The sequence below is a fragment of the Neobacillus solisequens genome, from assembly GCF_051233465.1.
Taxonomy (GTDB): Bacteria; Bacillota; Bacilli; order Bacillales; family Cytobacillaceae; genus Neobacillus.
The window spans coordinates 130,979-146,052 of record NZ_JBKFGJ010000022.1 but is presented as its reverse complement, the minus strand read 5'-3'; the positions used below and the strand labels follow the sequence as shown (position 1 = coordinate 146,052).

The window sequence follows — 15,074 nt, the reverse complement described above, 5'->3', positions numbered from 1 at the left end:
TTTATCTACAGGAATTTGATAGTATAGAGCATTTTGAGCGGGAATTAGCTGATTATATTCACTATTACAACCACAAACGAATGAAGGCGAAATTAAAAGACCTAAGTCCAGTCGAATACTGAACTCAGGTCTTGGAAGCTGCCTAAACTTTTTGTCTAACTTTATTGGGTCAGATCATAAGCTAATCCTAGCTTTAAGACTTTTTATATTTCTGACCCTTCGGTATAAACGGCTATTAATACTTTGGCAACATCATCTCCAATATTTTTAACAAAATGAGGGACACTAGCACACCAGCTGAATGTATCTCCTTGCTCTAAAATAGTGGAGTCTTCTCCTTGTTCCGCAAGAATTTTCCCGCTAAGAACCAAGTGGCATTCTTCACCTTCATGAGCATTTTTCCCTCCAGTAGAAGATCCAGGAGGAATTTCCACCAACCTAATGCTTAATCCACCTCTAGAAGCTACATGCTCAATCTTCAAATTAGATTCTTTATAAGTTGTTACTTCTCTTTCATGTTTTCTTATTACGGTCATGTGTTCATCTTTTTCTAAAAGAAGATAGGGAAGAGGAACCTTTAAGAATGCTGCGATTGTTTGTAACGTACTGATGGATGGGGAAGTGTTATTGTTTTCAACATTACTAATAAACCCCTTTGACAGTCCTGTTTCCTCACACATTTGGGCAATCGTTATTTTTTTTCTATTTCGAATGGCACGAATTTTAGAACCAATATTCATGTATATCACCTCTGGTAGTTTTCTAATAGTAAACTTTATTTCATAATAACAAAAATTACGTTGACAATCTACATTTCCTTTTGGTATTTTATAAAAGAACTAAAATTCATATGGGTAAACTTTAATTTAATATATAAAGGAGGTTATGACAAATGGAATCTGAAATGATGTATGAACTTCGCCGACCTAAGAATATTTTCCCAGGAAAAAGATATCCTGCATTATTCGTCATGCATGGTATCGGTAGCAATGAACAAGATATGATACCACTGGTTCATGAACTTGAAGATTCCTTCTTTATTTTTAGTATAAGAGGGCATTTGACTCATGGACCAGGATTTGCCTATTTTACAATACGAGGCTTGGGTAAACCAAATCGGGAAGTTTTCGACGACGGAATCAATAAGTTAGCTAGTTTTATTGATTATGCTACGGAAAATTACGAAATAGACCCAGAGCAATTATACTTAATGGGCTTTAGCCAAGGAGCGATAGTATCCATGACATTGGCGCTTATGCTGCAAAAGATAAAGGGTGTAGTGGCTCTTAGTGGTTATATTCCTCAATTTATAATGGATGAATACGGAATTCATCCTGGCAACCGGTTAGCTGTTTTTATTTCACATGGAGAATGTGACCAGGTCCTTCCATTTAACTGGGGCATAGAAAATGTAAATTATTTTGCTAACCTAGGAGTTCCGGTTACTTTTAAAGATTATCCGGTAGGGCACACTGTATCCGAACAAAATCGCCATGATTTTCAATCTTGGATACTAAATGATTTACAAAGATAAGAACAATTTGGAAAATGTAATAATATTTTTCTTATAAATCTCGAATTAATAATAATTCATTTCAAGATTTAAAAATATAACTAATAGAGGAGAGAATAAACACATGAAATTAAAAAATGAAATCGGAGCATTTATTTTAAGAGTGGTATTAGGGGGATTATTTTTAGCGCATGGTGTTGTAAAGTTTCAGGATGGTATTGAAAATATCGTGGGCTGGTTTAGCAGCATCGGATTGCCCGGATTTATGGCCTATGCAGTTGCATTGATTGAGATTATTGGCGGTATTGCATTAATTATTGGTTTTGCTACCAGATATGTATCCGCTTTGTATGTAGTATTAATGATTGGAGCCATTCTAAAAGTAAAACTTTCCGTTGGTTTAATGGGGAATGGGCAAATGGCAGGTTATGAATTGGATTTGGCATTTTTAGCCATTTCCGCATATCTTGCAATAACAAACAAATCTTTCTTAGCTTTAGATAACGTACTGTTTCGTTCAAAAAAAGCTTAGTTATTATCTTGGCTGGAGGAATTACTGGCTATGGAAATAGAAGAGGGAAGTAATAAATCAGGAATAGAAATTGGGCTATATACTCTTGGGGATATTTGTCCAGATCCTCATACAGGAAAGACCATCAGCACTCAGCAAAGAATGAAGGAAATCATTGAAGCAGCCAAACTTGCGGAAGATGCAGGGCTAGATGTGTTTGGGATCGGGGAACATCATCGGCTGGATTATGCTACCTCCGCACCTCAAGTAGTATTAGCTGCCATTGCACAAATTACTAAAAGAATGAGGTTAACAAGCGCAACAACCGTATTAAGTACAGTTGACCCGGTTCGCCTCTTTGAAGATTTTGCTACATTAGACATTCTTTCGGAGGGTAGAGCAGAAATTATTGCAGGCCGTGGAGCGTTTGTGGAATCCTTTCCTCTATTCGGTTATGAACTAAAGGACTACGATGCTTTGTTCTCGGAACATATGGAACTATTTTTAAAGTTGAACAAGAACGATAGAATTACATGGAAAGGTCAATTTCGACCAGCATTGAAAGATGCTGTTATTGCCCCAAGACCTTTGCAAAAAGCTCTACCGATTTGGGTAGGAGTTGGGGGAACCCCAGAGAGCGCAGCTCGAGCTGGCAGGTTAGGGGTCGGGATGGCCATTGTTATTCTTGACGGTGATCCTATAAGGTTTAAGCCGCTGGTTGATCTATATCGTAAAACAGGTTTAGATGCTGGATATGCATTTGAAGATCTCAAAGTCGCTGTAACCGGTCATGGATATTTTTCTAAGACCAGCCAACAAGCCAAAGATGAGTTTTATCCTTATTATCTAAATTACTGGGAGTATGTGAATCGTCAGCGAGGAATGAGTTTCCGTTTATCAATTGAAGATTTTGAACAAAAGATAAGGCCGCAAACTGCCTTATTTGTTGGCAGCCCTCAAAAAATAATTGAGAAAATCCTGCGCCAACACGAGCTTTTCGGACATCAAAGATTCCTTGTTCAAATGGATATTGGTGGAATCCCATTTAAGAAAGTTGCAGAGAGTATTGAGGTGTTAGCTACGGAAATTGCTCCGGCAGTACGGAAAGCAATAAGTAAAACGTAAGAAGTTACTAATAGTGCTATTCACACATTGTTAGCTAGGCTCTACAATGTGTGAATAGCCTCTTTTAGTGTTGACATTGATAATCATTTTCAATTATAATTTGAATTAGAAATTGATAATGATTATCAATTAATGTTAGTGCATCCAAAAGGAGAGTATTCTAATGTTAAATAAAAGTGTTGAAGTTTCAATAAAAACTCTTACTGATTACCATTTGGAAGCTTTCATTAGTTGTCCTTACAGATTTTATAATCAATATATTTTAAGTAAAACGAGTTCCCATGTTCATTGGAGAGAAGAGGTTCAAAAGGCAATCAATAACATCGTAAAAGATTATTATCAGCTTTCCAATAAAGAGCAAAATACTGTAGGTTTATTAAAGTTAATCGAACAAAATTGGAAGTCTATACATATAAACATGTTTGAAAATAAAATCCAATATTATATTGTTCTATCAAAAATTACCGACCATTTACTTAAATTACTATCATCCCATGAGACTACTCTTCCTCCATTATTCCTATATGAAAAAGTACAAACCTATATTAAGGAGTTAGAAACAACCATATCTTTAACATTTGAAGTAGCTGAATGGTCGAAGAAAACATATATTTTAAAAAAATATTTACTTGATTGTGATGAAGAATGGATTATGCTATATCAATATTTATCTACCGTTTTTTCACATAAAGCATTTGGTTCACTTCCCGAAAGGATTGAGATGATCAGTCTACTAGAAGGGAAAAAATATATATTTTACCCAACGGAGCAAGAAATCTCTAAAGGATTGAATTATCTTGAATTTATTAAGGATTGGATTCAAAAACCAAACAGATACAAAAAGATAAATTTATTTAATCAATGTGTGAAATGCCCTTTAAATAAGCGTTGTGAAGTACAAATAATGGAAGAAAACAACACTTTTATTCATGATTCGAAATTGCATTAAGAATTAGATGAAAGAAGGTTGTAAAAGTGTTAATTTGTAAAAGTCACTTAAAGGATGCTCTCAACCGGCTTGATGTTCCTCATGTGGTGAAAGTTGAAAACCTTAATAGCAAATGCTCCCTTTGTAAAAAAGAAGCACATTTTAAAATTTTTTACTCGATACCTTTCTTAAAAACATTTAACAAAAAAAATAGGATGCTTGATCAAAATAAAACCATTTAAAAGAATTCATCATCAAAAACCTTGTGCTTCTCTAAGTAACGGGTTCGGTTTTAAAGTACATAATTCCAATTAGCAGTGGTTTTCATAATGAAATTCGCAGTTGAATTAGCAGACAATTTAGCAGAAAAATTATCACGCAAAAAAGCTCGGAGCCATTATGCTCTGAGCTTTCTTAAGTAAATTGTTTCACAAACTCGTTTTTGAAGTTAAATAGATACTATATCATAATATAAGAAAGTTGTGACCTAAATAATCTCTGCAAAAATTTCATGTATATTTCCATCTGGATCTGCAAATAATGCTGTTCTTTGATTCCATGGCATATTTTGTGGGTTATGAATAGGAATTGCTCCCATTGTGACTAACTTTTTAAATGATACATCTACGTCGTCGGGATTTTCACATGGAAAAGCCAATTCAAAAGTCTGACTACCCGCTTTTTTCCTAAATTCATCATTATATGAGTACATAACATTTCTCAAACAAATAGCAAATCTTACTCCATTATTTTCAAATTCAACATAATTTCCAAGGTCATTTTTAATTCTAAATCCAAGAACTTGATTATAAAAATTTCTCATTTTGTCGATTTCATCTGTCCAAATTGTAATAAGGTTAATTTCTGATTTCATTATAGTTTCCCCCTTCTTGATTTCTCGTTTGTTGTTCGGCATATTCTACTAATGTGCATCACCTCGATTTTTTTCATAATTTTTTTATTAAAACATCAATACATCTAATAATATTTTACAGTAAATGCTTATTCCTTTTGTGATTTCTTATTGAACAAACCTGCCGCGATTAGTTGAATAAGCTCCTTGTAATTTTTACATTAATATCCAGAAACCTGCTTGCCACTTTTATTACACCATTTCGCATAGAGTGATAAAATAATAAAATAGGATTTGTTTCATGGGGGTAAAACATGGATTATATTTCTCCAAAAGAACCGGTACTAAAGATAAAGCGCTGGCCTAAAAATACGATAGCGGCAGGTCGTCGTCATACCGTTGGGCTTAAATGGGACGGCACAGTTACGGCTGTGGGTGATAATAAATATGGTCAATGTGGTGTAAGTGGTTGGCGAAATATTGTGGCAGTCTCGGCGGGTAATGTTCATATGGCAACAAACACGGGTAACTCTCATACAATCGGCCTTAAATCCGACAGTACATTGGCGACTGTGGGTTGGAATAAGCATAACCAATGTGATGTAAACGACTGGCGCAATATTGTAGCGGTTACGACGGGTTGGCGTAGGACCATTGGACTTAAATCTGATGGTACTGTAGTTGCCGCGGGGCGAAATAAGGACGGTGAATGCAATATAAGTAGTTGGCACAATATTGTGGCGGTTGCGGCTGGTGACTGGCATACCATCGGGCTTAAATCCGACGGCACGGTGACAGCTGTTGGTAATAATCGGTATGGCCAATGCAATGTAAGTGGCTGGCGTGATATTGTGGCGGTCGCTGCAGGTTATCTTCATACAATCGGGCTTAAATCAAACGGGACAATGACAGCTGTTGGTATAAATAAACATAACCAATGCGATATAAGCGACTGGCACGGTATTGTGGAGATTTCGGTTGGAAGTAATCATACCGTCGGGCTTAAGTCGGACGGTACGGTTGTGGCTATAGGTTGGAATGAGTATGGCCAATGTAATGTTGGTGATTGGAGTAATATTGTAGAGATTGCGGCGGGTTGTGCCCATACCGTAGGACTTAAATCCGACGGCACAGTGGTGGCTGTAGGTGATAATGAATATGGCCAATGCAATGTAAGCGGCTGGCGAGGTATTCAACTGCCCTAAATAGTATCGGTTAGAAAGATGAACTAAAAGTGCCCTAAATTTTTAATGAGTGGCACTTTGTTCTAGTTCCACTCAAATGTCAGTATATTCCTTCATAAAATTAAACGAATAATATATTCATGTACATTAACAAACTAAGACCAAATGATTCACACATGGGGTGAATAGGATGAATCGGGTCGGGAAATATGCCCTTCAAAAAGAAATGGATGAAACGGAATTGTTAAAAATGGTCCTTGACCTTCCTGAAAAGGATAAAATGTTAATGTGGTCTGAGGGGTATATCGACCATGTCATTGACCAATTACCAGAGTACGGTAAGGATATTTTGGTCAATCGTATAGAAAAATGGGAAGATACGAAAGCATATTATCAAGACCAACTTGATGAGATCCTTTCAAAAGAAGAAGTTAAAATGAAAATAAAGAGCGAACGCAAAGAATTCGCCCTTTTTGTCATGAAGGATTTTAAAGAATATCAATCTTTACTCTTTTTGTGTTACGACGGTCATTTAAAAAATATGGATTTGAGAAAATTCGTTTACCGTAAGAAATATGGAACAAGAAAAAATTATTTAAAATAAAAATTCCAAGGGTGTCCGCTAAAAAGAAATTATTTTGGGATACCTTTTTTCTTTTACTTTTTTAACACTTTTGATTTTGATATTCCCCAACAATTCATTAATTGGTGAATGCCTTTTTCAATATCTTCTATTGGAATACCGCCAAAGCCTAATAAAAAAGTTGGATCTTTGTAATCAATAGGGCTTAATAAATAATCGCTTATTGGATAGATGGAAATATGGTCTTTTGCAGCCATTTGTTTTAACTGTTCTTCCCTATTTGACAGGGGTACAGAAATCAAAATGTGCATTCCTGCCTGGTCTCCGGTGATCTGGACATTCGGATAAAACGTTTCGAATATTTGAGTTAATTTTTCACGTTTTTTACGATAAATTTTCCGCATCCGGTTGAGATGTTTAGAAAAATAACCGTCTCTCATAAAATCGGCTAAAATATGCTGATCAAATCTAGGTACAGTTGCTGAGTAAAAATGAAAGGTTTCTTTATATCTTTGCAATAATGTTGAAGGTAAGACAAAATAGGCCACACGTAGAGAAGGCATTAACGATTTGGAAAACGTGCTTAAATAAATAACTTTATTGTTTTGATCCAACCCGTGTAACGCGGGGATTGGTTTTCCAATATAGCGAAACTCACTATCGTAATCGTCTTCGATAATATAGCGATTTTCATCTTTTGCTGCCCAGCTTAATAACTGCGTTCTTCGGGTGGCAGATAGAACTGCACCCGTAGGGAATTGGTGGGAAGGTGTAATGTAAACCACATTGGCATTTGTTTTTTCAAGTTCATCCACCATTAGACCATTTTCATCAACCGGGATCGAGATGGCGCTATTTTGCAATTGTATTTTTGGGATGACTGAATAGCCAGGATTTTCAAGAGCAAATTTTAAATTACTACCAAGTAATCTGAGAATCATAGGTAGCAACTGTTCTGTTCCCGAACCAATGACAATTTGATCTGGTTGGCATACAATACCCCTTGATTGATAAAGATATTTTGAGATTTCAGCTCTTAAAGCAAATTCTCCTTGCGGGTCTCCAATTTGCAACAGTTCTTTTGAGTTAGAATCGTATATATTCTTGGCATATTTTCGCCATAGTGAAAAGGGGAATGAATCTGTATCAATTTTTCCCGGAAGAAAGTCAAATTGATACAATTTATTCTCAGCCTTCGCTACAGGCAAATGTAACATTTCTTTTTCAATAAAGGGTAATTCGTCGATCTCTTCCACAAAAAAACCAATGCGAGGTTTTGATGCCACATAGCCTTCTGCAATAAGCTGAGAATAAGCAATTTCAATGGTTGTTTGACTGATATTTAAAAATTCAGCTAATTTTTTCTTTGAAGGCAATTTGGTTCCAACATCAATTTGTTTATGTATTATGGCATCTTTAATTCCAAGATAAAGCTGTTCATATAAAGGTTTTTCTGTGCTTTTATCCAGTTTCAACATCAGCATATCCATCCGTGAATCCTCCATCTGACCATATTTATTTTCAAAAAACTGAACCTTTTCATGTAGTCAATTTCTATTATACTAATAATCATCAAATGAATGGAGGAAATTTTCATGAAACAAGTTGGAACTGAAAGAGTAAAACGTGGGATGGCAGAAATGCAAAAAGGCGGCGTAATAATGGATGTTATTAATGCCGAACAAGCAAAAATTGCCGAGGCTGCAGGTGCAGTGGCAGTAATGGCGTTAGAACGAGTGCCATCTGATATCCGTGCAGCGGGTGGCGTAGCCCGTATGGCAGATCCTCGTATTGTAGAGGAAGTCATGAGCGCTGTCACCATACCAGTAATGGCTAAAGCACGTATTGGCCATATTGTAGAAGCACGAGTATTAGAGGCGATGGGCGTCGATTACATAGATGAAAGTGAAGTATTGACACCTGCTGATGAAGAATACCATTTATTAAAAAGTGAATTCACCGTACCATTTGTTTGCGGATGCCGCGACTTAGGCGAAGCAGCCCGTCGTATTGGGGAAGGAGCCTCCATGTTACGGACCAAAGGTGAGCCGGGAACAGGAAATATTGTCGAGGCTGTTCGTCATATCCGTAAAGTAAATGCACAAGTAAGACGTGTTGTAGGAATGAGTACCGATGAACTTATGACCGAAGCGAAAAATTTAGGAGCACCATTTGAATTATTGTTGGAAATAAAAAAATTAGGACGCTTACCGGTTGTTAATTTTGCTGCAGGTGGAGTAGCTACACCAGCTGATGCCGCTTTAATGATGGAACTTGGCGCAGATGGCGTTTTTGTAGGGTCAGGAATTTTCAAATCCGATAATCCAGAAAAATTTGCCCGTGCCATTGTAGAAGCGACAACTCACTACCAAGACTATAAATTAATTGCTGAGATTTCAAAAGAGTTGGGAACACCTATGAAAGGTATTGAAATTTCGACACTAGCTGCAAGTGAACGTATGCAGGATCGTGGTTGGTAATATGTTGAAAATTGGTATACTAGCATTACAAGGTGCCGTGAGAGAGCATATTAGACAAATTGATGAGCTTGGCTGCGAGGCTGTACCTGTTAAATCAGTTGAAGATCTAAAAGGATTAAATGGTCTTGTATTGCCTGGCGGAGAAAGTACAACTATGAGGAAACTCCTGGATCGTTACGCGTTGCTGGAACCGATTCGCGCTTTGGCTGCCAAAGGAATCCCCATGTTTGGAACATGCGCGGGCCTGATCTTATTAGCCAAAGAAATCGTTGGATATGATTTGCCACATCTAGGGTTAATGGATGTTGTAGTTGAAAGAAACTCATTTGGACGGCAAGTGGATAGTTTTGAAGTGGAGCTATCCATTGAAGGAGTGGGGAATGACATTCCTGCTGTTTTTATCCGGGCACCACATATCGTAGCTACAGGAGACAATGTTGAGATTCTGGCAAAACACGAAGATCGCATTGTTTTAGCTCGAGACGGCCAATTTTTAGGTTGTTCCTTTCATCCAGAATTAACAGAGGACTCTAGAATTATGAAGTATTTTGTTGAAATGGTACGTGAAAGCACATTAGTTGAAAGCTATTGATTTTATGAGAAAAAACAATTGGTAAGCAAGAAATATAGAGAAATGGCGACCTTCATGTTGAGGGATCGCCATTTTTTATGCCAAAAGGGGATATTGAAAGGAGGGAGAGAAAGTAAAAATGAACTTTGTGAATCATATTTAACCTCCATAAATCCCATAAAACTAGATAAACTTGCCTACCTTACTCAACGGCAGCAACGCCAAGCTTTTTTGAATAGGAACAGCCCAAAGACTAAAAAAGCAAGGAAACCAATGAACGCAATAAAGATATTTAAAATATTAAAAAAGGGTCCGGAAAGTCCTAATAATCCAAAGAGGTTGGAAGTATAGCCCAGCAATGCAAGCAGTAACCAGATAACACCTGCAATAAATCCTAGGAAAATACCCCATATGCACGAATGGCAAGAATCATGACCATGATGTCCCATTTAAATCCACCCCAATCTATAAATATTCGGTTAATAATATGGTATGTGGAATGTGGGGAGCTTGTTTATTAGTTATGTAAAAAATAGGCTTAAAAAATCAGTAATATGAGCAGAAATGAAGTTAACTTAAAACTATTTTCGGTGAAAGTCATAACGTCGGTACACGGTAACGTCTATTAACTTTGATCATTGAAAACGATTTTCTTGGATTACTTAAGAAACAATAATTCATTTGGCATCTTCGGACAAGTGAATACCATATCATATCTGTGATGTCCGAAGTTTAGATATCTTCAGACAAGGGATGCAAGAATCGCATTATTCTCGTCCGAAGTCCGGGCAACTTCAGACAAGAGAAGCTAAAATCACCTCCAAGTCGTCTGAAGTTTAGCTATCCTCGGACAAAGGAAGCAAGAACCAGGGCTTTGCTGTCCGAAGTTTGATATCTCTTCGGACAAGGTATGCTTCAATCGCATTATTCTCGTCCGAAGTCTAGGCAACTTCAGACAAGAGAAGCTAAAATCACCTCCAAGTCGTCTGAAGTTTAGCTATCCTCGGACAAAGGAAGCAAGAACCAGGTCTTTGCTGTCCGAAGTTTGATATTTCTTCGGACAAGGTATGCTTCAATCGCATTATTCTCGTCCGAAGTCTAGGCAACTTCAGACAAGGGAAGCTAAAATCACCTCCAAGTCGTCTGAAGTTTGGCTATCTTCGGACAAGGAAGGAAAGAATAATTTCTTTGCTGTCTAAAGTTTAGGAAAATGGTCAGGTATGTAAATAACACAGCCTTTTATAATTTCATATCTACACTACTTCCTACAATGATTCTTATAAGAATTACTGGAGGCGAACCAGAATAGTTGGAACCAGTATCAGATGAGGAATATAACAAATTATAATAATAAGTTCGGATAAAAATGGCCTGCAAAATAAACAGGGCTTTTTTTATCCATTCAAATCAATTTAATGCGTTCATAAAAAAAGTAATTACTTTAGGAAGAGAATATATAGTTTGCCACATGTTAACTTCATTGAATGGAAAAATCATTATTTTATTGACCAGCATGAAAAAATTTATGACTGATACGGCTGCATATCATGGATGTATGGTAGGATTACCTTGGAAGAACACTTTACAACCGAAATGTAATCAAGCTTATTCATCTCAGTACGATGGTTCGATAGAAAATGATTTCCGATGACGATTTTTCCTAAAGATAGATAACATCGTATTGAAAAATGAAATAATAGCATTTAAAAACGTATAAGTCATTCATTGAAATTTTAAAAAAATGAGAGGAAGGAGGTTTATGAAAAAGGTTATGGTTTATCTATTCATTTTTTTAGTTGTATTACTAGTTTGCATCCTTATATTTATCAATATAAACCCAGCATTCGGCAGCAACCCAAGCAAAAACCAAAAAGAGCAATTTAGTCAACTGAACAATTATAAGGGTGGTAAATTTGTCAATCTAATACCAACAAAGATGGAATTTAGTGCAGCTGATTTTTCCTCTATGGTTGCAGAAAATTTTTCAGGTGCTAAAAATCGTAATCCTAAAGGTCAAATTGCTGTTTCCGAGATTGATTGGAACAAGATCAAAAGTGAAGAAGACAGTTTAACTTGGTTTGGTCATTCTGCTTTTTTACTTAGTATTAATAATAAAAAGATACTGGTAGATCCTATGCTAGGTCCAGTTGCTTCACCTGTTTCTTTCGTAGGAAGCAAACGCTACAGTAAAGATCTTTTGTATCTTTTTGATAAAATGCCGCCTATTGATGCTGTTTTTATTACTCATGACCATTACGACCACTTAGATTATCCATCGATAAAAAAATTGAAGAGCAAGGTCAATCATTTCTTTGTACCTCTTGGTGTAGGCGCACACTTGATTAATTGGGGAGTTAATAAAGAAAAAATATCAGAATTTAATTGGTGGGATGAAACAGAGTTTAATGGCTTAACGGTAGCATTCACACCATCCAAGCATTTCTCTGGTAGGGGACCATTAAATAGAAATTCTACACTTTGGGGCGGTTGGGTCATTCTTGGTGAAAAGACACGTTTCTATACAAGTGGAGATGGGGGATATGATACACATTTCAAGGAAATAGGGAAGAAGTACGGCCCTTTTGATCTTACCTTAATAGAAGGCGGGCAATATGACCGACGCTGGTCTTGGGTTCATATGACACCGGAACAATCTGTTCAGGCCCATTTAGATGTAAATGGTAAAAATATGATGTTAATTCATTGGGGAGCTTTTACCCTTGCTTATCACGGGTGGACAGAACCAATAGAACGAGCATTAAAAGCATCTGAAAAGTCAGGTGTAAATATGATTGCTCCTAAAATTGGTGAAACCGTTCCGTTAGGTAGGGAGTTCTCCAATCCTATTTCTTCTTGGTGGGAATAATCGAAATTTATACAACAGCTTTAGATAAGCAAAACCCCTTCAGATCAGTGAAGGGGTTTTTAAAACTATTGATTTATCTACTAAACATCCTACATTAAACATCACATAATAGCTGTCCCAGCTGTTTTGTCATAAAGGCACTGTTCGGATCTTCTATGTAGTCAGCAAAGGGTGGACAATATTCAAAACCGAACCTCTCATATAGTTTTCTTGCAGGGGAAAATCCGGCCATCGACCCTGTTTCCAAACTAATCCTTTTATAGCCCCTCGAGATGGCTTCCCCAAGAATGTGCTGTAGTATTTGTGAGGCAACACCTTTTCTGAGAAATGAGGAAGAAGTTCTCATTGATTTAATCTCGCCATGAAATGGATCAAGTTCTTTCAGGGCTCCCATACCGGCTAAAGCGTTGCCTTCCCATGCGCTCCAAAAAGTAATATTTGGTTGTTTCAACTTTTCTACATTTAAAGCATGGATACTTTCCGATGGGGAATTCAACCTCATTCCATAAAGATGCTCACTTATTAATTCGATCACTTCAGTTCCAGTTAAATCATCTTTTTTAATCTCCATAAAATAACCTCCCAGTTTAATCTTAAGTCGGATTTTCGAAATTATCTACTATGATGTAAGGAAATCTAACAATAAAAATGGACTTATTATCCATGACAATTGAAACCGTTTTGTCATCAATAGCTCCATGATCGAATACGCGGAAAAGCAATTGCTAAAGTTGTTTAGAGTATTAAACAACTATCTAGACAATTATGGTTCGAGTTAGTTAAAAAAGGGTATTGACAAAAAAAAGAATTGGTATTATTATTATCTCATATTCAAGATATTTAATTTCGAGATATTTAAAGGAGGTGCATAAAATATAGAGGAAATGCACAAATATACCTTTTTGGTCTTAATGCAAACATCAAAAGCCATTCATTATTGAATAAAGGAAGAAATTTTTTAAACTTATATCTCGAATTCGAGATAATTAAAATTAGGAGGAATTTTATCATGTTAAATATTGGATTATTCATTATTCGTTTAGTTATTGGGGTTTTATTTATTGGTCACGGGGCACAAAAATTATTTGGTTGGTTCGGTGGATACGGTTTAAAAGGAACAGGTGGTTGGTTTGAATCCATTGGAATGAAACCAGGTGTGACGATGGCTCTATTCGCAGGGTTAGCAGAATTTATTGGTGGTTTACTTTTTGCCTTAGGACTTTTAACTCCACTTGCAGGAATTTTGATTGCAGGGACGATGATAATGGCAATCGTAAAGGTTCATGGTCCAAACGGTTTATGGGCAACAGCAAATGGGTACGAATATAACTTAACTTTGCTTGCAGTTGCGATCGGCATAGCTTTGGTTGGTCCTGGTCAATATGCTTTAGATTCACTTTTTTTCTAAACATGTAATTTAAAATTGAGGAAAAATTCATCATTGTTTTGAAGTGGAATAATAATAAAGTTATGACAGGAGTGATTAGGGGATGGAACTTTTAGGACTTCATCATGTATCAATATTAACTGGAAAAGCGGAAAAAAATTATGAATTTTACACAAAAATTTTAGGTATGAGACTGGTTAAGAAAACGGTGAACCAAGACAATACTGAATCCTATCATCTTTTCTATGCTGACGCGGAAGGAACTCCAGGAACTGAAGTTACGTTCTTCGATATCCCTCATCTTGGGAGAACACACAGGGGAACTTCAGATATTTCTACGGTATCACTTAGAGTAAGAAATACTGATGCATTGTTATTTTGGAAAGATCGTTTTACCCAATTTGGAGTTCAACATGACGAAATTGAAAAAAGAGCCAATCGTGATTCATTAGCTTTTAGGGATTTCGAAGGGACTCGTTTAATCCTCGTAGCCGATAACGGTGAACAAGGCGTAAGAGGCGGGGTTCCATGGCCAAAGGATGACATACCTCAAGAACATGCCATTATTGGATTAGGACCTGTAACCCTAACAGTGGCAATTGCTGAACCAACAATCGGTGTTTTAACAGAAGTTATGGGCTTTAGAGCTGCCGGTTCTTATCCATCACTTGAAGGGAATTACCCTAATATTTTAGTTTATTCAACAGGTGAAGGTGGCAGCGGTGCGGAAGTTCATATTGAAACAAGGACTGATTTACCAAGAGTTCGCTTAGGTCGTGGAGGTGTTCATCATGTTGCCTTCCGTGTTCCGAATGAGGAAGAATATAATCAATGGGCAGAGCGTTTAAAAGAATACCGATTACCGAATTCAGGGAAAGTAGAACGGTATTACTTTAAGGCCTTATATTTCAGGGAGCCTAATGGCATCTTATTTGAATTATCAACAGATACACCAGGATTTGCGACAGATGAGCCAATGGAGACTATGGGGGAGAAACTAGCACTTCCACCATTTTTAGAACCGAATCGAAAAGAGATTGAAGAAAAATTACGGCCATTAACTTTACATTAAA

The 15,074-nt window shown here is 36.7% G+C and carries 17 protein-coding genes; 12 read left to right on the top strand and 5 right to left on the bottom strand.

The annotated features are described in order from the left end of the window. On the top strand, positions 1 to 122 hold a 122-nt coding region (locus tag ACI3K6_RS20855), incomplete at its 5' end, for an IS3 family transposase (protein ID WP_435556354.1). A gap of 81 nt (positions 123 to 203) precedes the next feature. On the opposite strand, the gene ACI3K6_RS20850 is transcribed toward ACI3K6_RS20855, so the two are convergent. Further along, positions 204 to 740, bottom strand: a complete 537-nt coding sequence (locus ACI3K6_RS20850) for a helix-turn-helix domain-containing protein (RefSeq protein WP_435556349.1) — start codon at positions 738 to 740, stop codon at positions 204 to 206. 152 nt (positions 741 to 892) lie between these two features. Here ACI3K6_RS20850 and ACI3K6_RS20845 point away from each other — a divergent pair, with 152 nt between their 5' ends. The 4 genes from ACI3K6_RS20845 to ACI3K6_RS20830 all read left to right on the top strand — a co-directional run bounded on the left by ACI3K6_RS20845 (position 893) and on the right by ACI3K6_RS20830 (position 4,098). Beyond that, positions 893 to 1,534, top strand: coding sequence for an alpha/beta hydrolase (locus ACI3K6_RS20845; protein ID WP_435556348.1), 642 nt, complete (start codon positions 893 to 895; stop codon positions 1,532 to 1,534). Between the two features lie 103 nt (positions 1,535 to 1,637). Beyond that, positions 1,638 to 2,045 carry a DoxX family protein gene (locus tag ACI3K6_RS20840; RefSeq protein WP_435556347.1) on the top strand — a complete coding sequence of 136 codons (408 nt, stop codon included), beginning with the start codon at positions 1,638 to 1,640 and terminating at the stop codon, positions 2,043 to 2,045. Between the two features lie 30 nt (positions 2,046 to 2,075). Beyond that, the gene (locus ACI3K6_RS20835) at positions 2,076 to 3,149 is read left to right on the top strand and encodes an LLM class flavin-dependent oxidoreductase (RefSeq protein WP_435556346.1); all 1,074 of its coding nucleotides are present in this window, start codon (positions 2,076 to 2,078) and stop codon (positions 3,147 to 3,149) included. A 163-nt stretch (positions 3,150 to 3,312) separates the two neighbouring features. Continuing rightward, positions 3,313 to 4,098, top strand: a complete 786-nt coding sequence (locus tag ACI3K6_RS20830) for a hypothetical protein (RefSeq protein WP_435556345.1) — start codon at positions 3,313 to 3,315, stop codon at positions 4,096 to 4,098. Between the two features lie 466 nt (positions 4,099 to 4,564). Here ACI3K6_RS20830 and ACI3K6_RS20825 read toward each other — a convergent pair whose 3' ends face one another. Beyond that, a complete protein-coding gene (locus tag ACI3K6_RS20825; protein ID WP_435556344.1) occupies positions 4,565 to 4,951 on the bottom strand; it encodes a VOC family protein in 387 nt (128 codons plus the stop codon). Between the two features lie 293 nt (positions 4,952 to 5,244). On the opposite strand from ACI3K6_RS20825, the gene ACI3K6_RS20820 reads away from it, so the two are divergent. Then, positions 5,245 to 6,135: an RCC1 domain-containing protein gene (locus ACI3K6_RS20820; protein WP_435556343.1), complete on the top strand. Its 891-nt coding sequence runs from the start codon at positions 5,245 to 5,247 to the stop codon at positions 6,133 to 6,135. A gap of 169 nt (positions 6,136 to 6,304) precedes the next feature. Further along, entirely contained in the window at positions 6,305 to 6,718 is a 414-nt protein-coding gene (locus tag ACI3K6_RS20815; protein ID WP_435556342.1) for a hypothetical protein, read from the top strand. A gap of 53 nt (positions 6,719 to 6,771) precedes the next feature. Here ACI3K6_RS20815 and pdxR read toward each other — a convergent pair whose 3' ends face one another. After that, on the bottom strand, positions 6,772 to 8,187 hold the full coding sequence (gene pdxR / locus ACI3K6_RS20810; protein WP_435556341.1) for a MocR-like pyridoxine biosynthesis transcription factor PdxR: 1,416 nt from the start codon (positions 8,185 to 8,187) through the stop codon (positions 6,772 to 6,774). A 105-nt stretch (positions 8,188 to 8,292) separates the two neighbouring features. On the opposite strand from pdxR, the gene pdxS reads away from it, so the two are divergent. Together pdxS and pdxT are read left to right on the top strand one after the other, a co-directional pair. Continuing rightward, the gene (gene pdxS, locus ACI3K6_RS20805; RefSeq protein WP_335480685.1) at positions 8,293 to 9,177 is read left to right on the top strand and encodes a pyridoxal 5'-phosphate synthase lyase subunit PdxS; all 885 of its coding nucleotides are present in this window, start codon (positions 8,293 to 8,295) and stop codon (positions 9,175 to 9,177) included. A gap of 1 nt (position 9,178) precedes the next feature. Next, complete coding sequence (pdxT, locus tag ACI3K6_RS20800) at positions 9,179 to 9,769, top strand: pyridoxal 5'-phosphate synthase glutaminase subunit PdxT (protein ID WP_435556340.1); 591 nt, start codon at positions 9,179 to 9,181, stop codon at positions 9,767 to 9,769. Between the two features lie 185 nt (positions 9,770 to 9,954). Here pdxT and ACI3K6_RS20795 read toward each other — a convergent pair whose 3' ends face one another. After that, positions 9,955 to 10,197: an ABC transporter gene (locus tag ACI3K6_RS20795; protein WP_435556339.1), complete on the bottom strand. Its 243-nt coding sequence runs from the start codon at positions 10,195 to 10,197 to the stop codon at positions 9,955 to 9,957. A 1,310-nt stretch (positions 10,198 to 11,507) separates the two neighbouring features. Between ACI3K6_RS20795 and ACI3K6_RS20790 the strand changes: the two genes are divergently transcribed. Beyond that, positions 11,508 to 12,614: an MBL fold metallo-hydrolase gene (locus ACI3K6_RS20790; protein ID WP_435556338.1), complete on the top strand. Its 1,107-nt coding sequence runs from the start codon at positions 11,508 to 11,510 to the stop codon at positions 12,612 to 12,614. 94 nt (positions 12,615 to 12,708) lie between these two features. Here the strand turns inward: ACI3K6_RS20790 and ACI3K6_RS20785 are convergent, their stop codons facing one another. Beyond that, positions 12,709 to 13,185 (bottom strand): GNAT family N-acetyltransferase, encoded by a 477-nt coding sequence (locus tag ACI3K6_RS20785; RefSeq protein ID WP_435556337.1) that lies wholly within the window; start codon positions 13,183 to 13,185, stop codon positions 12,709 to 12,711. A 438-nt stretch (positions 13,186 to 13,623) separates the two neighbouring features. Here ACI3K6_RS20785 and ACI3K6_RS20780 point away from each other — a divergent pair, with 438 nt between their 5' ends. Both ACI3K6_RS20780 and ACI3K6_RS20775 read left to right on the top strand, forming a co-directional pair. After that, positions 13,624 to 14,022, top strand: coding sequence for a DoxX family protein (locus ACI3K6_RS20780; protein WP_335480668.1), 399 nt, complete (start codon positions 13,624 to 13,626; stop codon positions 14,020 to 14,022). Positions 14,023 to 14,104: 82 nt separating this feature from the next. Further along, a complete protein-coding gene (locus ACI3K6_RS20775) occupies positions 14,105 to 15,073 on the top strand; it encodes a ring-cleaving dioxygenase (protein ID WP_435556336.1) in 969 nt (322 codons plus the stop codon). Position 15,074: the final 1 nt, after the last annotated feature.